We start from the raw sequence: 17,587 nt of genomic DNA, 5'->3' as shown, positions 1-17,587 counted from the left end.
AGCGACATGCGTAAAGACAAGAACTTAAAGCGCGCCAAGCGGATCTGAAAGATCGCTACGCGCTTTACGTCGATGCCGGGGGCACCATACGGGGCCTGCTATTTTGAAACAGCGCCTGGCCTTCCGTTTTTCGATGCGGGAGCCATGCGCGAAAGGGAAAGATGCTCGATGAAAATACTCTACTCGCCCACGTCCCCCTACTCCAACAAGGTCCGCATGGCTGCGCATTATGCCGGATTTGCGGTGGAGAGCGCCCTGACCGACACCAATGCCAACTCGCCTGAGCTTATCGGCAGCAATCCGCTCGGCAAGATTCCGACGCTGATCACCGGCGACGGCAAATCGATCTACGACAGCCGTGCGATCATGAACTTCATTGACCGGGAAACGAAGGGCAAGCTCTACCCGAAGAATGGCGGGAAACGCACCGACGTCGACATTCTCGAGGCGCTGTGTGACGGCATCTGTGACTGCCTGCTGGCCATCGTCTACGAGAAGCGCATCCACCCGCCGGAAAAGGTGCATCAGCCCTGGATCGACATGCAGTGGACCAAGGTCGAACGCGGCCTCGACCACCTGAACGAAAACCTGCCCAAGACGGGAGCCAAGCTGCATGCCGGGCATTTCGCGCTCGCGGCATTGCTTCGCTACGTCGAGCTGCGCTTCAGCGGAGAATGGCAGCGGGGACGCGCCAAGCTGAAGAACTGGCCGAGCAAATTCGAGAAGCACTTTCCTGAATATTCCAAATTCAAGGCATAAAAAAAGGCCGGGTCTCCCCGGCCTTTTCCTTGATCCGGCAGAAGCCGATCAGAACTTGACGCCCATACCAACGCGGACGCTGTGCTCGTCGTAGCCGGACGATACGTTGGTACCGCCAACGTTGAAGTCCTTCGAGCCGTAGTCGGTGTAACGGTATTCGACGCGTGCGGTGATGTTGTCGGTGACGAAAGTTTCGGCACCAGCACCAGCGGTCCAGCCGACCATGGTGTTCTTGTCCGAGCCAGCCGAGTTCGATGCCTTTGCCTGGCCAACGGCGAGACCTGCCGTACCGTAGAGCAGAACCGGGTTCAGATCGACACCGACGCGAGCGCGCAGCGAGCCGTTGACGCCCTGCTTCATGCGCAGGTCGCCGCTGGTGGAGTCCTGACCGGAGTAACCGACGTCAGCTTCACCGCCGTATACGATCTGGCCGCTCTGCATGTTGTAACCGCCGTAGAGACCGCCACCGAAACCAGCTGCGGTGTTGTTGCCGGTCGCGTCGGCCTGACCATGGTGCCAATCAGCGGTACCACCGACATAGGCGCCCGACCAGTTCTTGGCTGCCGGCTCGGTGTACTCGGCTGCCGGAGCTGCCGGAACTTCGTCGATCGCGTCTGCAGCCTGGGCGGCCTGGAAGGCGATGAGGGATACGGCCGAAGCCATGAGGGTGGTGATGAGCGTACGCATAAATATTCTCCTTTACGAACCGATGCCCCAAGGGTTGGGATCCCTCAATGAAACATCGGACAACTTTCAATTAACCCGCCCGGTTGAGCTGAAATTGGCCAGCAAATGAGGATTCACAAGAGCCAAAATGTGAAATTTTAGTGGCACAATCACGTCCAAAGTTTGATGTTGCTTTCACGCCACAGGGATTTTATTAACCATAATTCAAGATTAACGAAAGCTATACTATATAACTTCAAAATAATACAATTTACGCGAATTCCATTAATTTTTGCGAAATGATTGATCAGGGAGAGTTTCAGGGCGGCGTTTCTTGCCTATATCTTCGTCCGCTGGCACGAAGATTCGAAAAGCGGGATGAAACGTTGAAGAAAGCACTGAAGGTGGCACTCGTAACAGGTGGCGCCAAACGGATCGGCAAGGCTATAGTTGAAGACCTCGCGGCGCACGGCTTCGCGGTCGCTATCCACGCGAACGACTCGCTCGATGAGGCCGAGGCACTTGCGGCCTCACTGTCGAAAGAAGACGTCGGCGCCGTTGCAGTGAAGGCAGATCTTACGGACACCCAGGAAACGTCCGCGTTGATGGCGCAAGTCAACGGTGCGCTCGGACCGATCGACCTGATCGTCAACAATGCCTCGTTGTTCAAGAAGGACAGCCTCGATGCTTTCGACGAAAAGGTATGGGATCGGCATTTCGCCTTGCATGTGAAAGCCCCGTCCCTGCTCACGCGTGACTTTGCCCGCCAGCTGCCGCGCGGCGTCTCCGGCCTCGTTGTTAATGTGATTGACCAGCGCGTCTGGTCTCCAAACCCGCGCTTTTATTCCTATATGTTGTCGAAGTCCGCTTTGTGGACGGCAACACAAACGATGGCTCAGGCACTCGCGCCGGATATCCGCGTCAACGGCATCGGCCCAGGGCCGACCTTGCCGAACGAGCGACAGGATCCGCGCGATTTCCAGGCACAGGTCGATGCGCTGATTCTCAGGCGCGGTCCGGCGCTTGGCGAATTCGGGCGGACGATCCGCTTCCTGTTCGACACGCCGTCGATTACCGGGCAAATGATCGCGCTGGACGGCGGCCAGCACCTCGCCTGGGAAACGCCTGACATCAGGGAGATAGTGGAATGAACGGACGCGTGCCGGCCGACGGCGGCATCCTCTATGACGGCAATGAAGCCGAAGACGACGACGACCTGATCGAGGTCGCCGAAGGCGCGCCCGCGGCTCCGGCCATCGAATGGGCGGAAAACCGCAATGAGGTCGAAGGCCTCAAGGGCGCCGAACTCATCCAGGCTTTCGTCAAGCGGCTCCCGAACGGCCCCGGTGTCTATCGCATGTTCAACGAGGACGGCGACGTCCTTTATGTGGGCAAGGCACGCAGCCTGAAAAAGCGCGTCGGCAACTACGCGCAAGGGCGTGGCCACTCCAACCGCATTTCGCGGATGATTCGCGAGACCGCGAACATGGAATTCGTCACCACCCGCACGGAGATCGAGGCGCTTCTGCTCGAAGCCAACCTGATCAAGCGACTTCGGCCGCGCTTCAACGTGCTTCTGCGCGACGACAAATCCTTTCCTTACATCCTTGTCACAGGCGACAGCCGTGCACCGGCCCTTTACAAACACCGCGGCGCGCGCAGCCGAAAGGGCGACTATTTCGGACCCTTCGCCTCGGCGGGCGCCGTCGGTCGCACGATCAACTCGCTGCAGCGCGCCTTCCTGTTGCGGACCTGCACCGACAGCGTCTTCGAAACGCGCACGCGTCCCTGTCTTCTGCACCAGATCAAGCGCTGCGCGGCGCCCTGTACGGGCGAAATCAGCAACGAGGGCTATGCCGAACTGGTGTCCGAGGCGAAGGACTTCCTGTCCGGCAAGAGCCAGGCGGTAAAGGCGACGATTGCGGCGGCGATGGGCGAGGCCTCGGAAAACCTCGACTTCGAGCGTGCGGCCCTTTATCGCGACCGGCTCGCCGCCCTCAGCCACGTGCAGAGCCACCAGGGCATCAACCCTTCCGGCGTCGAAGAGGCTGATGTCTTCGCAATCCACCACGAAGGCGGTACCTCCTGCATCCAGGTGTTCTTCTTCCGCACCGGGCAGAACTGGGGCAACCGCGCCTATTTCCCGAAGGCCGATCCGTCGTTGCCGACGGCAGAAGTGCTTTCGGCCTTTCTCGCCCAGTTCTACGACGACAAGCCCTGTCCACGGCAGATCCTCTTGTGCGAGGCGGTCGAGGAACAGGAACTGCTCGGGCAAGCGCTCAGCGAGAAGTCCGGCTACAAGGTGGCGATCCAGGTGCCGCAGCGTGGCGAGAAAAAGGATCTTGTCGATCATGCGCTTGCCAACGCTCGCGAGGCCCATGGCCGCAAGCTGGCGGAAACGGCCTCGCAATCGCGGTTGCTCGACGGTTTTGCCGAGACGTTCAAGCTCGAACGGGCGCCGGGCCGAATCGAGATCTACGACAACTCGCATATCATGGGCACCAATGCCGTCGGCGGCATGGTGGTCGCCGGCCCGGAAGGCTTCGTCAAAGGCCAGTATCGCAAGTTCAACATCAAATCGACCGACATCACGCCCGGGGACGACTTCGGCATGATGCGGGAGGTGATGACCCGTCGCTTCTCACGCCTGCTGAAGGAAGAGGGCAAGCCGGACCGGACGGCGGAGATTACCGAGGATGCGGCCTTCCCCGCCTGGCCTGATGTCATCCTGATCGACGGCGGCCAGGGACAGATGACGGCCGTGCGCGCGATCCTGAAGGAGCTCGATGTCGAGGATTGCGTGACGGCGATCGGTGTCGCCAAGGGCGTCGACCGCGATGCCGGGCGCGAGCGCTTCTTCGCGCTTGGGCGCGACAGTTTCACCCTGCCGCCACGCGATCCGGTGCTCTATTTCATCCAGCGGCTGCGGGACGAGGCGCACCGGTTCGCGATCGGGTCGCACCGCGCCCGACGCAAGAAGGAGATGGTGAAAAATCCGCTCGACGAGATCGCCGGCATCGGGCCGACGCGCAAGCGCGCATTGCTCACCCATTTCGGCACCGCCAAGGCCGTTTCACGCGCCGGCATGAACGACCTGATGGCGGTCAACGGGATTTCCGAGGCGGTCGCGCGGCTGGTCTACGAGCATTTTCACGAGGACGCGGCAAAATGACCTTGGCAGCGCTACACATCGGCAAAGATGCGGTGATGGCGCTGCAAAGGTTTAAGCTTGCTGCATAATCTTGCCGCTAAATCGATGCCGATTAAGGGAATTATGCAGTGGCAGTTCACCCGACGTTCAGGTGGGATGCGCCAATTATGACACCCTTCGCACAATGATTTGTTGACCTGAGGGCCGCAAAGTCATTCTGTACCTCCGAGGAAGACAGAGAACCCGAATCCATGCCCACGCCCGTCGCCTACAGCATCCCCAATCTGCTCACCTATTTCCGAATCCTGATCGTGCCGCTGATCGTGCTCTGCTTTTTCATCGAGGGCCGGCTGCACAGTTCGGATTTCGCGCGCTGGACGGCGGTCACTCTCTTTGCCATCGCCTCGATCACCGACTTCTTCGACGGCTATCTCGCCCGCATCTGGAAGCAGACGTCGAACATCGGCAAGATGCTCGACCCGATCGCCGACAAGCTGCTGGTGGCATCGATCCTGCTGCTCGTTGCCGCCGACGGTACGATTGCCGGCTGGTCGATCTGGGCCGCCATCATCATCCTGTGCCGCGAAATCCTCGTTTCGGGCCTGCGTGAATATCTGGCAGCGCTCAAGGTCAGCGTGCCGGTGACGCGCATCGCCAAGTGGAAGACGACGATCCAGATGGTGGCGATCGTCTTCCTGCTGGCAGGCCCCGCTGGCGACAAGATCCTGCCCTATACGACGGAGATTGGCATTGGCCTGCTGTGGATCGCCGCGGCGATCACGCTCTATAGCGGCTACGACTATTTCCGCGCCGGCCTGAAGCACGTGGTCAACGAATGAGCACCGTCAATCTCGTCTATTTCTCCTGGGTGCGCGAACGCGTCGGCAAGGGTGAGGAAACGCTGGAGGTTCCGGCTGGTGTCGTCACCATTGCCGACCTGCTCGCCCACCTGAAGACGCTGGGAGAAGAATACGAGACGGCGCTCGAGCACCAGAATGTCATCCGCGCGGCGATCAACCAGGAACATGTCGAGCATGACGAACCGATCGCCGGCGCGCGCGAGATCGCCTTGTTCCCGCCGATGACCGGTGGCTGACACCATGGTCGCGCTCGTCACCGTGCGCGTTCAGCGCGAGGACTTCGACCTGTCGGCCGAGGTTTCCCGTCTTTCTTTCGACCGCCCTGAGATCGGGGCGGTCGTGACGTTTTCGGGCCTCTGCCGCGACGAAGCCGGCACGCTTGCCGCTCTTGAGCTCGAACACTATCCAGGGATGGCGGAGGCGGAAATCACCCGCATCTGTGAACTGGCGATCGAACGCTTCGGGCTGCAGGCGGCAGCGGCGATCCATCGCTACGGCAAGATCAATCCTGGCGAGAACATCGTGCTCGTGGTCACCGCGTCGCCGCATCGCCAGGCGGCCTTCGACGGCGCCAACTTCATCATGGACTTCCTCAAGACCTCTGCTCCTTTCTGGAAAAAGGAACATCTTGCCGACGGTACGACCGGCGGCTGGGTCAGCGCCAAGGATGCCGATGACACGGCACGCGATCGCTGGAAGCGCTGACGCGCCCAACCCCGACATTACGGGATAGCTTTCTCCTGCCGCGTCACCGCAAGCACGATGATCAGGAAGCCGAAGATCGCAAAATCCCGCCAGAGCATCGGGCCGTAGGCACCCCATAGCGTTTCCAGAAGACCGATGGCTGCGGCGCCCAAGGCGGCGCAAAGCGGCGACGTCTGCCCGCCGATTGCCGCGATGAACAACACCTTGACCCCGAAGGTGAGCCCGGTGCCGAAATCCATGTTGCCATAATAGGACGCGGCCAGGATACCGCAGAAGGCGGCAGTCGATGCTGCCGCCCCATAGGCGACGATGTAGACACGGCCGGCGTCGATGCCGCAAAGGGCGGCGGCGCCACGATCCTCCGACACGGCTCGCCACGACCGGCCGGCGCGACTATGCGCCAGAAACCAGTGGCCGCCCGTTATCAGCGCCATCATCAATAGCGTGTTGAGCAACTGGATTACCGTCAGCGTCACCGGGAATTTCGGGTCGGACCAGAAGACGATGTTGCCGTTCAGAAACGGCGGAAGCCACAGGCTCCTGGTGTCCGAGGCCAGCCGCGCGGTCTCCATCAGCACCAGTAGACAGCCGAGCGAGGCGACGACGACGGTATTGGCGGACGAGAAGGCGAGCGGTCGCATCACGTAGCGCCCGGCGACAAGCCCTGCCCCGACGCCGAGCGTCAGGCCGGCGGCCGCCCCGACGCCAAGCGCTGCCGGCAGCACCAGCCACAGTTGGTTCCAGCCGAAATTGGCAAACAACACAAACATCTGCCCGGAGAAGGCAAAGAGCGCGCCATAGGTGAGATCGGCCCTGCGGGTCACGGCAAAGGCAATCGCATAGCCAAAGGCCAACGCGGCATAAAGCGCGGCGATCGGGACGGCATTGGCGATCTGCTGCAGGAAATAGAGCATGGCGCATCCGGAGCGTGACAACATCAATATAACTGGTAAAATCGGTTTTGCTAGTTAGGAATCACTGATGACCTTCACTTGGACCGCGCACCGATTTGCCGGCGGCACATTGGCGCTGGATGTCGCCAACTCCGTGATTTTACGCTTCGATCCCGAAAGGCGCATCGATCGCTTTGCCGACGTCGCGGCGCTGGACGCCTTCGCCGTTGCCGCCAACCAATTCTGCGCCGAAAGTCCGCGCTTCGGCACACTGCTGCCTGTTTCCGAACGGAACCGCGGCAGGCTCCTGACGTTGCGCGAGGCCACGGATCGGCATTTTCGCGCAACTGTGACGGCGGGACACCGGCCAGAGCTGATGGCCGACCTGCTGGAAGCAATCGCCTCGGTTCTGCGCGGTGCCGGCAACAGAGAACAGGCCCTTGCGCTCGATACGGCAACGGCCCATTCCGCCCTCAGCCTTGCCGCCAGTCCCGAGCCCGAGCGAATGAAGATCTGCCCCAATTGCGGCTGGCTGTTTCTAGACCGGAGCCGCAACCGCAGCCGCACCTGGTGCGACATGGCGGTCTGCGGCAATCGCAGCAAGGCCAGGCGCCACTATCACCGCAGCAAGGAGGAGGCTGGGAAATGACGAGGACGATCGCATTACTTGCCGCGATGACGGCGACACTGCTGATGGCAGGCTGTCAGCGTGAGACCGGACCCGATCCGTTGAAGCTGACGGGCAAGATGTTCGTCTTCAACTACCGGCTTGCCTACGCCACCTACATGATCACGCTGAGCAAGCTCGAACCGGTGCCGGAGGGAAGCATCGTCGTTGCGACCTTCGAGAACCCGGCTGGCGGCGAACCTTTGACCCTGACGCGCAAGCTGTTTGCGAAGCTGGAAAAGGTGGTGCTGGAAAGCCCCGATATCACCTGCGTGAAGAAGGAAAGGCCCTATGCCGTGACGATCGAAGTCAAGGGCCCGGCTGGACAGGCGCTGCAGACGATCGAGACGACTGTCACTTCCGATATCGATCAAGACATGATGCCGGCGAAGGCGCTGGTCGAGGGCCCCGCCTATGACAAGAACCCGGCGGTCTTCAGGGATGGCAAGGCGCCGGAGCATTTTGAGACGGCCAAGTGCCCGACATGAAAAAACCGGAGCGTTTCCGCTCCGGTTCAATCTAATCAATTCAAGCCGTTATGGCCGGAAATGCAGATCTTGATTCAGCCGACGATTTCGGTGCCGGAGAACCAGTATGCGATTTCTTCAGCAGCCGTTGCCGGAGCGTCCGAACCGTGAACCGAGTTTTCGCCGATCGAAAGAGCGTGAACCTTGCGGATCGTGCCTTCGTCAGCGTTTGCCGGGTTGGTGGCGCCCATGATTTCGCGGTTCTTGGCGATGGCGTTTTCGCCTTCGAGAACCTGAACGATGGTCGGGCCGGAGGACATGGACTCGACGAGTTCGCCGAAGAACGGACGCTCCTTGTGAACGGCGTAGAAACCTTCGGCTTCGCGGCGGCTCATCCAGACGCGCTTGGAAGCAACGACGCGCAGGCCGGCGTCTTCGAGCATCTTGGTGATGGCGCCGGTCAGGTTACGCTTCGTTGCGTCCGGCTTGATCATCGAAAAGGTACGTTCAATCGCCATTGGCTCAATCCCTTGTTTTCTTGAGAAGTGGCGGTTCATTAGCCGCCAATCCCGCGCAAAACAAGGGGGTTCGCTCACGATTCGCAGGCAGCGCTGCGGGTTTCACGCCGCTGTCACAGAGCGTCCGATGCCATCGTGCAGGTCGAGGCAACGCTCGAACCAGGAGGTTACCGGATCGCCCGGCGAAAGCAGCTGTTGCGGTGAGACGATGCGCGCCCACTGCAGGGCACCGAAGACGATGTAGTCGGCAAAGAGCGGACGCTCGCCACCGAGATAGGGCTGAAACTTCAGCATATGGCGCAACGGCTCAAGCTTTTCGGCGAAGGTCGCAAGGGCAGCACCCCCAGTTTCAGCCACGGCCTCAAGCGATGCGCCGAAACGAGCCTCGCGGCTTTCCCGGAAATAGGCCCGGTCGACCGGGTCGAGGCTGTCGTGGATATCCGTGATGACGATGCGGGCGATCGCCGGATGCAGTGTCGTCTGCGACCAGCCCTCGACGAAGCGGGCCATGGCCACGCCACCCGGGCCGCCGAACAGCGATGGTCGCTCCGGGTAGTTCTCCTCGAGATAGACGGCAATCGCGAAACTGTCCTGCACCAGCCGGTCGCCGTCGCGCAGCAGCGGCACGAGCCTGGTCGCGCCCTCCTCCACCTTTGGGATCTCGGTAAATCCGACCGGCACGACATCGAAATCGAGCCCCTTGTGCGCAAGCGAAAGCTTGGTCTTCCAGACATGTGGCGAAAAGGGGCGTGCCCTGTCGGTACCGCAAAGCGAATAAAGCTTCCTGCTCACGTGATCTCCCGGCGAGATTGAATTGGCTTGTTCCATTGGACGCCAGACGGGCCGAACGATCAAATCATTAAATTTCATGGGTGGCATTCGCCACAGGAATGCGGATCTGCGCTAGCCTTGCCACTGAAAAGGAGAAACGGATGCTCGATCATTTTCGCATGTTCGCCGACTACAACAACTGGGCCAACCGCCGGCTCTACGCGGCAGCGGCAGAACTGCCCGACAGCGAACTGCGACAGAGCACGGGAGCCTTCTTCGGTTCGGTCCTTGCGACGCTCAATCATATCCTCGCCGCCGATCGGATCTGGATGAAGCGCTTCACCGGCGAAGGTGACGCGCCGACAGTGCTGGATGCGATGCTCCATGACGATCTCGCCGGTCTTACCGGTGCACGCGAACGGGAAGATGCACGGATGATCACCTGGCTCGACGGGCTGGATGAGGCGCGGCTCGCGGCCAAGTTCACCTACACGCCGCTCAGCAACCCGGTCAGCATCACGCAGACGCTCGGACCCACGCTGGCCCATGTCTTCAACCACCAGACCCATCATCGCGGCCAGGTGCATGCGACACTAACAGCGCTCGGCCGCCCGTCAGTTGTGCTGGATCTCGCGTTCTTTCTGCGGGCCGAAGGCGAGAAGTGGGCGGGATAAAGCGGCGCGTAGGGCGACCGGCCACAGTCGGCCAAGCGACAGGTTCCCGCTCGCAGCCATCTTGAGCAGCCGGCCTTGCAGCAGCCATGCGGCAAGGCCAAGCGCGATGCCGCCGGCGATCGACACCGTGGAGAACAGCACCGTCGGAAGCTGTCCCTGCAACGGCGCCAGCAACAGTTCCGGCACGAAACGATGTAGGATGTAGATATGGAAACCGGCAGCCGATAGCGGCAGCACGAGCTGCGCGGTCCAGCGCGGCACGCTCACGCGGGGCGCATAGACCAGCACGACGAGCACGGCGATCAACAGCAGGTATTTGATCTTCGTGCCGATCCAGACACCCTCGTAAAGACCAAAGAACAGGAAGGCACCCGTTCCCGCCGATACCAGCAGCAGCCGCTGCAGATGCGTTTCGGCGATCGCCGCGCACCAGCCGATCACCGCGAGATAGAAGATCCATGGCAGGGTGAAAATCTGCCGGTTGCCGATTGGCCACAACAGCGGCAACGCCAGCCGGGCGGCCAGCGCCACCCCGAGCAAAAGCATGCCCGTCGCAAAGGCTCGCCGAACCGCAATCCGCCGGAAGCGCGGCATCGCAAACAGCGCAACGAAGACCAGCATCATCTGGCAATAGGCTTCGATGAACCAGTAGAGGTAAGGCACCATCCCACGTGTCTCCGGATCGGCAAATCCGAAATTGCCGACGAGAAAAACGGAGGCCCAGGGGACCTTGCCCCAAACGGCAGCGTAGGCGGCAACGATGAGATAATACGGCACAAGGATCTGCGCGAGCGGCCGCAGAATGGCAAGGCCGTCGCCCGCCAGAAGTGGCCCCATCTGGAATCGAGCAAGGCTGAAGCCGGCAAGGATGACCATGGCAGCCGACCCGCCCGGCAACGGCCACAGGGTCTCGTGATGAAAAACGACGAGCAAGATCGCCAAGGCACGGATGATAAGATCCATTCCAATCCGCGTGGTGGTCGTCTCTCGCCTTTCCAGCGCGGCGAGCGTCGCAATCGGCATGGCCTCCCACATTTCCGGCGCTTGACCGAGCGCTTTCTCGAGACCGATCGAGAGCTGCACGAAACGCAGCGAATCTCCGCCAAGCGAGAGGAAACTGTCCTCCGGCTTCACCCTTGCAGGATAGAACACCTGTCGGAAAAGGCTCTCAATGCCTTGGCGATCGCCGTCGCCTGCCGCGACCGCCTGCTTTGCTGCAAGGTTCAATGCGGTGTAGTCGACTTTGCCCGACGGCAATCTCGGGATGTCCGGCACATGCGTGGCCCTGATATGGGCAAGTGTCAGGCCGCTCGCAGCCACGAGCAAGCGTCGCATGTCCTCCGGTTTGGCATCTCCCTCGAAAAAGGCATGCAATCCGTCGTCATCGCCGACGATCGCCGCGACGATGCCCCGCCGCTCCAGCGCCTGCTCGAGGGCATCGTGGCCGATGCGCAGGCCGGCAATCTTGGACATTCGTTTCATGCGCCCGACGATACGGAAAAGACCATCTGTCTCGCGGACAGCCAGGTCGCCCGTACGCAGTTCCGTGAGGTCGGCACCGCGGGCCAGGTCCTGGCGCGACGAGGCATAGCCCATCATCACATTCGGGCCGCGATAGACGAGTTCGCCGGAGACACCTGCACCAGCAATCGGTCGCCCCTGCTCATCCTCGATCGACAGGTTGCCTCCTGGAATGGCAATGCCGATCCGGTCTTCGTTGCCCACAAGACGAGACGGCGGCACGTAGGCGATGCGGGCCGTCGCTTCAGTCTGACCGTACATGACGAACAGGTTGGCGCCCTGGGCGCGAAGATGCTCGTCGTAGGCACGGACGCGCTCGGGCGCCAGCCGTCCGCCGGCAACCGTCATGAAACGCAACTGCGGGAACGCACGATCGCGAAACCCGACCTTTTCCAGGAGTTCATAGGAATAGGGCACGCCGGAAAGATTGGTGCAGCCGCTCGCCGCAAGACCGTCGAGGAAACCCCGGTCAAGGATGGAGCCGTTGGGAACGTAGAGACTGGCGCCGACGCTCAGATGGGCATTCAGCACGGAAAGGCCGTAGGAGTAATGCAGCGGCAAGATCAGACAGGCGCGGTCGTCGGCGCCAAGATCGAGATATTCGGCGATCGAGCGGGCATTGGCTGCAATATTGGCGGTGGAAAGCCGCACCGCCTTGCAGCCACCTGTACTGCCCGAGGTCGACAGCAGGACGCTAAGGTTCGGATGAAGGGGCTCGTCGCTGCCGCAAAGATGTTCCGTTCGCCAGCGGCCGTCGATGCGGCGATACGCGCAGTCCGGCTCGAGCATGTCTGTCCAGGATGGGTCGCCAGCACAGCGCGGTGCCTGCATGGCAACCACATGTCCGGCCCTCAGCGCCGCCAGATAGGCAATGATCGCGTGTTCGGAAAGCTCGGGCTCAAGCGTTACGAGCGCGCGGCTGCGCGGAAACAACGCGGCCTGACGGTCGACCCTCTCATGCAGTTCGCGGTAGCTCACGAGCCGTTGGCCGGGAAGAACCAGAGCGGCGCGTTCGCCCCATGTCGCCAGATCCGCAATGAACGAAGGGGGCATTGTCGAACCGCCACTCTGCATTCGAGCCTCCTGCCCGATTTAGCAAGGCGGCATATAATTGCTGACTGGCTCCGTCAACTATAAACATGAACTAAAATAGCAAGTTTCGACGGCCCTGCTCCGTTCGGTTGCGTCAACCTTGCCCTCGGTGAGATTCCAGCAACCATACCGCGCGGATTCGACCACCGCCGCGCTGCCTTCAGACTCCCTTAAATGCGGCCAGCCCATAGTGTCTGCAGATCCGACAAAGGCATCGAGGACGACCACGGAATGACCAGGCAAGCCGCCGCGAACACCAGCCGATCTCAGACGAAGAGCACCGCCATCATTCTAAAGGTGGCGCAGTCCATGTCTCAGCTTGGCATCGCGGCGATGCCCCGCAATTATGAGCTAGTCTATGAAGCCTTGTCCGGCCGGTTGCCGCAGCTTTCGCGCGACCTTGCAGCGCTCGGCGCCACACCGAAGCAGGACGCCCTTGATGAACTCGGGCTCAAGCATCACCTCATAGCCCATGGAGCGCTTGCTGCCGATCGAGCGAGGGCAACGGCTCAAGAAGAACTCAACGACCTTGCGCTGCAGCTGAGGCACAGCCTTGCGCAAAGACATGCCTTCAGAAGTCAGCTTGACCGTTTCAAGGACCGCTTGGCTTCCGATCCGGTAGCAGGCCTTACGGAATTTGCCGATGACGCCGCAAGGCTGCGGGATGCGGCCGGATTGCTGATGAATGAGGAACAGGCGTTTCTGACGGCTTTGCAATCAAGTGCCGAGCGCTTTGCGGCGTTGGAAGGCGCGTTCGCCGAAAGCCGCAAGCCGTTGAACCGAGACCCCGTCACCGGCCTGCCCAATCGCCTGGCCCTGTCGGCACGCTTGAAAACACTGCTTGAATCGGAAGGTGAAACAGAGCCGGTTGCCCTGATCGTGGCGTCCGTCGAGGGGTTGCGCGGTCTTGCCGAGCAGCACGGCGCCGCCACCGCGGAAAAGGCGCTCGGCAAGCTTTCGACACTGTTTCGCAAGTCGATCAAGAAGAGCGACTTCGTTGCGCGCGTCGGCGGCCAGGAGTTTGCGTTCCTCTGCAGCGATGTCACAGAGGAGAATGCTCAAGCGATTGCGCAACGCATCCGACAATCGGTGGAGGCGTTGCGCGTCGCCCTGCCCGGCCGCGCCTTCACGGCCGAAACGCTTTCGCTCGCGGCCGGGATCGCTGTGGCCCAGCCGATGGCGACGCCGTCCGATTTCATGCAGCAGGCAGAATTGGCACTTTCGGCTGCGCGCGCGGGTTCTCGCTCGGGCGTTCTCGTCTATTCGACGGAGCTGGGCGGCAGGCGGGACAAGATCTATTCGCCGCACGCCGCCTGAGGCGCATCACAATCTCGAGAATGCGCCTGCCGCGCTTCACGCGGTCGGTTTTGCGTGACGTGCCTTGGCCGCATGCTCCTTTGCCTATGCGGCCTCTGCTTGCCGCTCGTGGCCGAGCATCCGGCTCGCGCCGATTTCGCAAGCCTTGTCACCAAGCAGACCGAGCAGACGATAGAGATCCGTGCGCTCCGCATCATCGAGCGTCGAGAAAAGCTCCTCGATCACCTGCCGACGGGGCTGAAGCGCCGCTTCCAGGCCGGCCCGACCGAGATCGGTAATCGAAATGATCTTCGCCCGCCGATCCTCGGGGTCCGGTTCGCGGACAACCATGCCGTCCCGCTCCAGTCCATCGATCGCCTCGGTCACCGTTCGCGGGGCAAAGCTGAGCGCCGAAGCGATGTCGGCACAGCGGCAAGGGCCGAGTTCACTGAGGTAAAACAGGAACTTGCTGCGCGCGAGCGAGACGCCTTCTTCACTCATCGACGCATTCACCAGGCGATGGACGCGGTGATAGAGTTCAAAGAGCCTTTCTGCGACTTGAATTTTTTCTGTCATGGCAAATCACCTCGTTGGCAACGCCAAAACGAGATAACCCGGCCCCGCTTGGCGGGACCGGGTTATCTGGTCGTCCGTTGGGCGTTTGTTATTGGCTGTCTTGGCTGACTTTGCCGAATGCCTTTGCGTGGCCGTTGGCAATCGCACCGGTCGCGGCGGCATCAACCGACTTGTTCTCGATGCCGGCATAATAATCACCGCTTTCGGCCGTGCTTGCTGACACGCCTGCACCGGCAGAAGCCGCAGCGCGACCGGTAAACAGCGGCGCCGGGCTGACGCCTTCATAGTAGCTGCCGCCTGCAAAGGCCGCGGAAGCGCCGGCTAGCGTCGCCGCTGCAACGAGAAGCGTTGCGATGGACTTGGTCATGGGTCTGTTCCTTGATGGGGATGAAGTCTCATGGGGCTGAAAGCCCCATGACCGGCGACGGAATGCGCCTTAACGGGAGATACCCTGGTAGTATTCGCCTTCGCCGCCCTGCGCGACCCGCGGCTTGGCGTCGTAGTTGTAGACCGAGCCGGTGGCCGTGCGGTCGATATAGCCGGCTTCCGAACCGCGGATGCTCAAGGTGGAGCTACCGACGGCCTTGGGCGCGCGTTCGGTAAACAGCGGGGTCGGGCTGATGCCTTCGTAGTAGCTGCCGCCGGCAAAGGCAGCGGAGGCGCCACCGATGACGGCAGTTGCAACGAGGGCTGCGGCGAGTGCGGTGTGAACAGTGGTTTTCATCGTCTTTGCTCCTGGGAGGCTCGTTCGATTGAACGAGGGGTTTGTCAAAACTACGTTTGGCCGGATCGGTCTTTGCTGGAACGCGGTGGCCTTGCCGATGGCGTTCAGTCGATCGAGGCGGTCGGAAGAGCCTTTCGCTGCCCTTCGATTAAACAGATGGTCCCTCACGATGAGGATGTGTAGTATCGATTGTCGGAACGCGTTGTTCATGAATTGATAACAATGGCCCCTTGAAAACTGCGAACCCCACCTCAAGACGCAGGCTCGAAACGGCAGCCGCCGCACAGCTCTTGCCTTCCGCCCTGACTCCGGGCAAAAGGCCGCAATGATCCAGATTTCCGGCCTTTCCGCCCGCATCGCGGGCCGTCTCCTCATCGAAAATGCATCCGTGACGCTGCCTGCAGGCACGAAGGCCGGGCTTGTGGGGCGAAACGGCGCCGGCAAATCGACGCTCTTCCGCATCATTACCGGCGAGTTCGCGTCGGAGGCCGGCACGATTGCCCTGCCGAAGAACGCGCGGATCGGCCAGGTGGCTCAGGAAGCGCCGGGCACCGAGGAGCCGCTGATCGAGATCGTGCTCAAGGCGGACAAGGAACGCACGGCGCTGGTCACCGAAGCGGAGACCGCGACCGATCCACACCGCATCGCCGAAATCCAGACACGGCTTGCCGACATCGGCGCTCACTCCGCCGAAGCGCGGGCCGCCAGCATTCTCGCCGGCCTCGGCTTCGACCACGAAGCACAGCTGCGTCCCGCCTCCTCCTTCTCCGGCGGCTGGCGAATGCGGGTGGCCCTTGCAGGCGTGCTCTTTTCCGAGCCGGACCTCTTGCTGCTCGACGAGCCGACCAACTATCTCGACCTTGAAGGCACGCTCTGGCTCGAGGATTACATTCGTCGCTATCCGCACACGGTCATCATCATCAGCCATGACCGCGACCTGTTGAATACGGCCGTCAACGCCATCGTGCATCTCGACCAGAAGAAGCTCACCTACTATCGCGGCCCCTACGACCAGTTCGAGCGGCAGAAGGCGGAAGCTGACGAGCTGCAGATGAAGGCGAAGGCCAAGAACGACGCGGCGCGAAAGCACCTTCAAAGCTTCATCGACCGCTTCAAGGCCAAGGCCACCAAGGCCCGTCAGGCACAGAGCCGTGTCAAGGCGCTGGAGCGCATGGGCACGATCGCCGCCGTGATCGAGGATCACGTCCAGGGCTTCTCCTTCCCCGACCCGGAAAAGGAAGCGGCTTCCCCGATCATCGCCGTCACCGGCGGCACCGTCGGATACGAGCCGGGCAAGCCGATCCTCAAGCGCCTGAACCTCAGGATCGACACCGACGACCGCATCGCCCTGCTCGGGTCGAACGGCAACGGCAAGTCGACCTTCGCCAAGTTCATTTCCGGACGGCTTGCGCCCGAATCCGGCGAATTGAAGATCGCCCCGAACCTCAAGGTCGGTTTCTTTGCACAGCACCAGCTGGACGATCTGATCCCGACACAAAGCGCCGTCGAACACGTGCGCCGTCGCATGCCGGAAGCGCCAGAAGCGAAAGTGCGTGCCCGCGTCGCGCAGATGGGCCTGGCGACCGAGAAAATGGAAACGCCCGCCAAGGACCTGTCGGGCGGCGAGAAGGCGCGCCTGCTGATGGGCCTTGCCGCCTTCGACGCGCCCAACCTCCTGATCCTCGACGAACCGACCAACCATCTGGATATCGACAGCCGCAATGCGCTGATCACGGCCCTCAACGACTATTCCGGTGCGGTGATCCTGATCTCGCACGACCGCCACCTGATCGAGGCGACCGCCGACCGGCTGTGGCTCGTGAGGGACGGGACGGTGACGAGCTACGACGGCGACCTCGAGGATTATCGAAGCCTGATCGTCGGCGGCCCGAAGGCGAAGGAAGACAAGTCCAAGTCAGTCGGCGCGGACGATTCGCTGTCGAAGGCGGACCAGCGCAAGGCCAATGCGGACAAGCGCGCCTCGCTCGCCCCGTTGAGGAAAAAGATCAACGAAATCGAATCGCTGACGGGAAAGCTGGAGAAAGTGATTCAAGCGCTCGACGCTGAACTCGCCAATCCTGCGCTCTATGAAAAGACGCCGGCCAAAGCCGCACAGAAGGCCAAGGAACGCTCCGACGCGGTCGAAAAACTTGCGCATGCAGAGGAACAATGGCTCGAGCTCTCGTCCGAGTACGAGGAGGCAATGGCCAATTGATCCAACGCTTTCGAGCTGGCTCTTGCGGCGTG

19 protein-coding genes are annotated in these 17,587 nt (G+C 61.5%); 11 read left to right on the top strand and 8 right to left on the bottom strand.

The genetic code is table 11. The features are described from left to right. Positions 1 to 168: 168 nt before the first annotated feature. Positions 169 to 759, top strand: coding sequence for a glutathione S-transferase (locus tag AC1Q80_RS23275; protein ID WP_077498620.1), 591 nt, complete (start codon positions 169 to 171; stop codon positions 757 to 759). A gap of 48 nt (positions 760 to 807) precedes the next feature. On the opposite strand, the gene AC1Q80_RS23270 is transcribed toward AC1Q80_RS23275, so the two are convergent. Next, positions 808 to 1,446, bottom strand: a complete 639-nt coding sequence (locus tag AC1Q80_RS23270; protein WP_173419590.1) for an outer membrane protein — start codon at positions 1,444 to 1,446, stop codon at positions 808 to 810. A gap of 365 nt (positions 1,447 to 1,811) precedes the next feature. Between AC1Q80_RS23270 and AC1Q80_RS23265 the strand changes: the two genes are divergently transcribed. From AC1Q80_RS23265 to AC1Q80_RS23245, 5 genes are all read left to right on the top strand, one after another. Further along, positions 1,812 to 2,576 carry an SDR family oxidoreductase gene (locus tag AC1Q80_RS23265; protein ID WP_492361996.1) on the top strand — a complete coding sequence of 255 codons (765 nt, stop codon included), beginning with the start codon at positions 1,812 to 1,814 and terminating at the stop codon, positions 2,574 to 2,576. Continuing rightward, positions 2,573 to 4,597 (top strand): excinuclease ABC subunit UvrC, encoded by a 2,025-nt coding sequence (gene uvrC / locus AC1Q80_RS23260; protein ID WP_492361995.1) that lies wholly within the window; start codon positions 2,573 to 2,575, stop codon positions 4,595 to 4,597. The genes AC1Q80_RS23265 and uvrC overlap by 4 nt, the downstream gene beginning before the upstream one ends. A 230-nt stretch (positions 4,598 to 4,827) precedes the next feature. Further along, positions 4,828 to 5,415, top strand: a complete 588-nt coding sequence (gene pgsA / locus AC1Q80_RS23255; RefSeq protein WP_077498627.1) for a CDP-diacylglycerol--glycerol-3-phosphate 3-phosphatidyltransferase — start codon at positions 4,828 to 4,830, stop codon at positions 5,413 to 5,415. Beyond that, the gene (gene moaD / locus AC1Q80_RS23250) at positions 5,412 to 5,672 is read left to right on the top strand and encodes a molybdopterin converting factor subunit 1 (protein WP_492361994.1); all 261 of its coding nucleotides are present in this window, start codon (positions 5,412 to 5,414) and stop codon (positions 5,670 to 5,672) included. The genes pgsA and moaD overlap by 4 nt, the downstream gene beginning before the upstream one ends. A 4-nt stretch (positions 5,673 to 5,676) precedes the next feature. Then, complete coding sequence (locus AC1Q80_RS23245; protein WP_492362089.1) at positions 5,677 to 6,141, top strand: molybdenum cofactor biosynthesis protein MoaE; 465 nt, start codon at positions 5,677 to 5,679, stop codon at positions 6,139 to 6,141. A 17-nt stretch (positions 6,142 to 6,158) separates the two neighbouring features. On the opposite strand, the gene AC1Q80_RS23240 is transcribed toward AC1Q80_RS23245, so the two are convergent. Further along, on the bottom strand, positions 6,159 to 7,055 hold the full coding sequence (locus AC1Q80_RS23240; protein WP_173419586.1) for a branched-chain amino acid ABC transporter permease: 897 nt from the start codon (positions 7,053 to 7,055) through the stop codon (positions 6,159 to 6,161). Between the two features lie 67 nt (positions 7,056 to 7,122). Between AC1Q80_RS23240 and AC1Q80_RS23235 the strand changes: the two genes are divergently transcribed. Next, positions 7,123 to 7,683 (top strand): CGNR zinc finger domain-containing protein, encoded by a 561-nt coding sequence (locus tag AC1Q80_RS23235; protein WP_209791188.1) that lies wholly within the window; start codon positions 7,123 to 7,125, stop codon positions 7,681 to 7,683. Beyond that, entirely contained in the window at positions 7,680 to 8,189 is a 510-nt protein-coding gene (locus tag AC1Q80_RS23230; protein ID WP_209791187.1) for a hypothetical protein, read from the top strand. Before AC1Q80_RS23235 ends, AC1Q80_RS23230 begins: the two co-directional genes overlap by 4 nt. A 74-nt stretch (positions 8,190 to 8,263) precedes the next feature. Here the strand turns inward: AC1Q80_RS23230 and ndk are convergent, their stop codons facing one another. Next, positions 8,264 to 8,686: a nucleoside-diphosphate kinase gene (gene ndk / locus AC1Q80_RS23225; protein WP_025426476.1), complete on the bottom strand. Its 423-nt coding sequence runs from the start codon at positions 8,684 to 8,686 to the stop codon at positions 8,264 to 8,266. A 102-nt stretch (positions 8,687 to 8,788) separates the two neighbouring features. Next, positions 8,789 to 9,478 carry a glutathione S-transferase family protein gene (locus AC1Q80_RS23220; protein ID WP_492361993.1) on the bottom strand — a complete coding sequence of 230 codons (690 nt, stop codon included), beginning with the start codon at positions 9,476 to 9,478 and terminating at the stop codon, positions 8,789 to 8,791. A 140-nt stretch (positions 9,479 to 9,618) separates the two neighbouring features. On the opposite strand from AC1Q80_RS23220, the gene AC1Q80_RS23215 reads away from it, so the two are divergent. Continuing rightward, on the top strand, positions 9,619 to 10,131 hold the full coding sequence (locus tag AC1Q80_RS23215) for a DinB family protein (protein WP_209791185.1): 513 nt from the start codon (positions 9,619 to 9,621) through the stop codon (positions 10,129 to 10,131). Here the strand turns inward: AC1Q80_RS23215 and AC1Q80_RS23210 are convergent. Continuing rightward, a complete protein-coding gene (locus AC1Q80_RS23210) occupies positions 10,072 to 12,726 on the bottom strand; it encodes an AMP-binding protein (protein ID WP_492361992.1) in 2,655 nt (884 codons plus the stop codon). The genes AC1Q80_RS23215 and AC1Q80_RS23210 overlap by 60 nt on opposite strands. A gap of 249 nt (positions 12,727 to 12,975) precedes the next feature. Between AC1Q80_RS23210 and AC1Q80_RS23205 the strand changes: the two genes are divergently transcribed. Next, positions 12,976 to 14,061 (top strand): GGDEF domain-containing protein, encoded by a 1,086-nt coding sequence (locus tag AC1Q80_RS23205; RefSeq protein ID WP_492361991.1) that lies wholly within the window; start codon positions 12,976 to 12,978, stop codon positions 14,059 to 14,061. Positions 14,062 to 14,145: 84 nt separating this feature from the next. On the opposite strand, the gene AC1Q80_RS23200 is transcribed toward AC1Q80_RS23205, so the two are convergent. The 3 genes from AC1Q80_RS23200 to AC1Q80_RS23190 all read right to left on the bottom strand — a co-directional run bounded on the left by AC1Q80_RS23200 (position 14,146) and on the right by AC1Q80_RS23190 (position 15,340). Beyond that, positions 14,146 to 14,616, bottom strand: a complete 471-nt coding sequence (locus tag AC1Q80_RS23200; RefSeq protein ID WP_492361990.1) for a MarR family winged helix-turn-helix transcriptional regulator — start codon at positions 14,614 to 14,616, stop codon at positions 14,146 to 14,148. Positions 14,617 to 14,704: 88 nt separating this feature from the next. Continuing rightward, positions 14,705 to 14,983 carry a hypothetical protein gene (locus tag AC1Q80_RS23195; protein ID WP_173419578.1) on the bottom strand — a complete coding sequence of 93 codons (279 nt, stop codon included), beginning with the start codon at positions 14,981 to 14,983 and terminating at the stop codon, positions 14,705 to 14,707. Positions 14,984 to 15,052: 69 nt separating this feature from the next. Continuing rightward, positions 15,053 to 15,340 carry a hypothetical protein gene (locus AC1Q80_RS23190; protein WP_492361989.1) on the bottom strand — a complete coding sequence of 96 codons (288 nt, stop codon included), beginning with the start codon at positions 15,338 to 15,340 and terminating at the stop codon, positions 15,053 to 15,055. Between the two features lie 325 nt (positions 15,341 to 15,665). Here AC1Q80_RS23190 and AC1Q80_RS23185 point away from each other — a divergent pair, with 325 nt between their 5' ends. Then, a complete protein-coding gene (locus AC1Q80_RS23185; RefSeq protein WP_173419576.1) occupies positions 15,666 to 17,555 on the top strand; it encodes an ABC-F family ATP-binding cassette domain-containing protein in 1,890 nt (629 codons plus the stop codon). Positions 17,556 to 17,587: the final 32 nt, after the last annotated feature.

The organism is Ensifer sp. GW823-FHT05D09 (assembly GCF_058795755.1).
This window is presented reverse-complemented; position numbering and strand designations above follow the sequence as displayed.

Excerpts from the sequence above, each read along its gene's own strand:
- AC1Q80_RS23240 (WP_173419586.1), bottom strand. The coding sequence starts at position 7,055 with ATGCTCTATTTCCTGCAGCAGATCGCCAATGCCGTCCCGATCGCCGCG.
- AC1Q80_RS23235 (WP_209791188.1), top strand. The coding sequence starts at position 7,123 with ATGACCTTCACTTGGACCGCGCACCGATTTGCCGGCGGCACATTGGCG.
- AC1Q80_RS23275 (WP_077498620.1), top strand. The coding sequence starts at position 169 with ATGAAAATACTCTACTCGCCCACGTCCCCCTACTCCAACAAGGTCCGC.
- AC1Q80_RS23200 (WP_492361990.1), bottom strand. The coding sequence starts at position 14,616 with ATGACAGAAAAAATTCAAGTCGCAGAAAGGCTCTTTGAACTCTATCAC.
- pgsA (WP_077498627.1), top strand. The coding sequence starts at position 4,828 with ATGCCCACGCCCGTCGCCTACAGCATCCCCAATCTGCTCACCTATTTC.
- uvrC (WP_492361995.1), top strand. The coding sequence starts at position 2,573 with ATGAACGGACGCGTGCCGGCCGACGGCGGCATCCTCTATGACGGCAAT.
- AC1Q80_RS23205 (WP_492361991.1), top strand. The coding sequence starts at position 12,976 with ATGACCAGGCAAGCCGCCGCGAACACCAGCCGATCTCAGACGAAGAGC.
- AC1Q80_RS23230 (WP_209791187.1), top strand. The coding sequence starts at position 7,680 with ATGACGAGGACGATCGCATTACTTGCCGCGATGACGGCGACACTGCTG.
- AC1Q80_RS23215 (WP_209791185.1), top strand. The coding sequence starts at position 9,619 with ATGCTCGATCATTTTCGCATGTTCGCCGACTACAACAACTGGGCCAAC.
- AC1Q80_RS23245 (WP_492362089.1), top strand. The coding sequence starts at position 5,677 with ATGGTCGCGCTCGTCACCGTGCGCGTTCAGCGCGAGGACTTCGACCTG.
- AC1Q80_RS23185 (WP_173419576.1), top strand. The coding sequence starts at position 15,666 with ATGATCCAGATTTCCGGCCTTTCCGCCCGCATCGCGGGCCGTCTCCTC.
- ndk (WP_025426476.1), bottom strand. The coding sequence starts at position 8,686 with ATGGCGATTGAACGTACCTTTTCGATGATCAAGCCGGACGCAACGAAG.
- AC1Q80_RS23195 (WP_173419578.1), bottom strand. The coding sequence starts at position 14,983 with ATGACCAAGTCCATCGCAACGCTTCTCGTTGCAGCGGCGACGCTAGCC.
- AC1Q80_RS23190 (WP_492361989.1), bottom strand. The coding sequence starts at position 15,340 with ATGAAAACCACTGTTCACACCGCACTCGCCGCAGCCCTCGTTGCAACT.
- AC1Q80_RS23210 (WP_492361992.1), bottom strand. The coding sequence starts at position 12,726 with ATGCAGAGTGGCGGTTCGACAATGCCCCCTTCGTTCATTGCGGATCTG.
- AC1Q80_RS23270 (WP_173419590.1), bottom strand. The coding sequence starts at position 1,446 with ATGCGTACGCTCATCACCACCCTCATGGCTTCGGCCGTATCCCTCATC.
- moaD (WP_492361994.1), top strand. The coding sequence starts at position 5,412 with ATGAGCACCGTCAATCTCGTCTATTTCTCCTGGGTGCGCGAACGCGTC.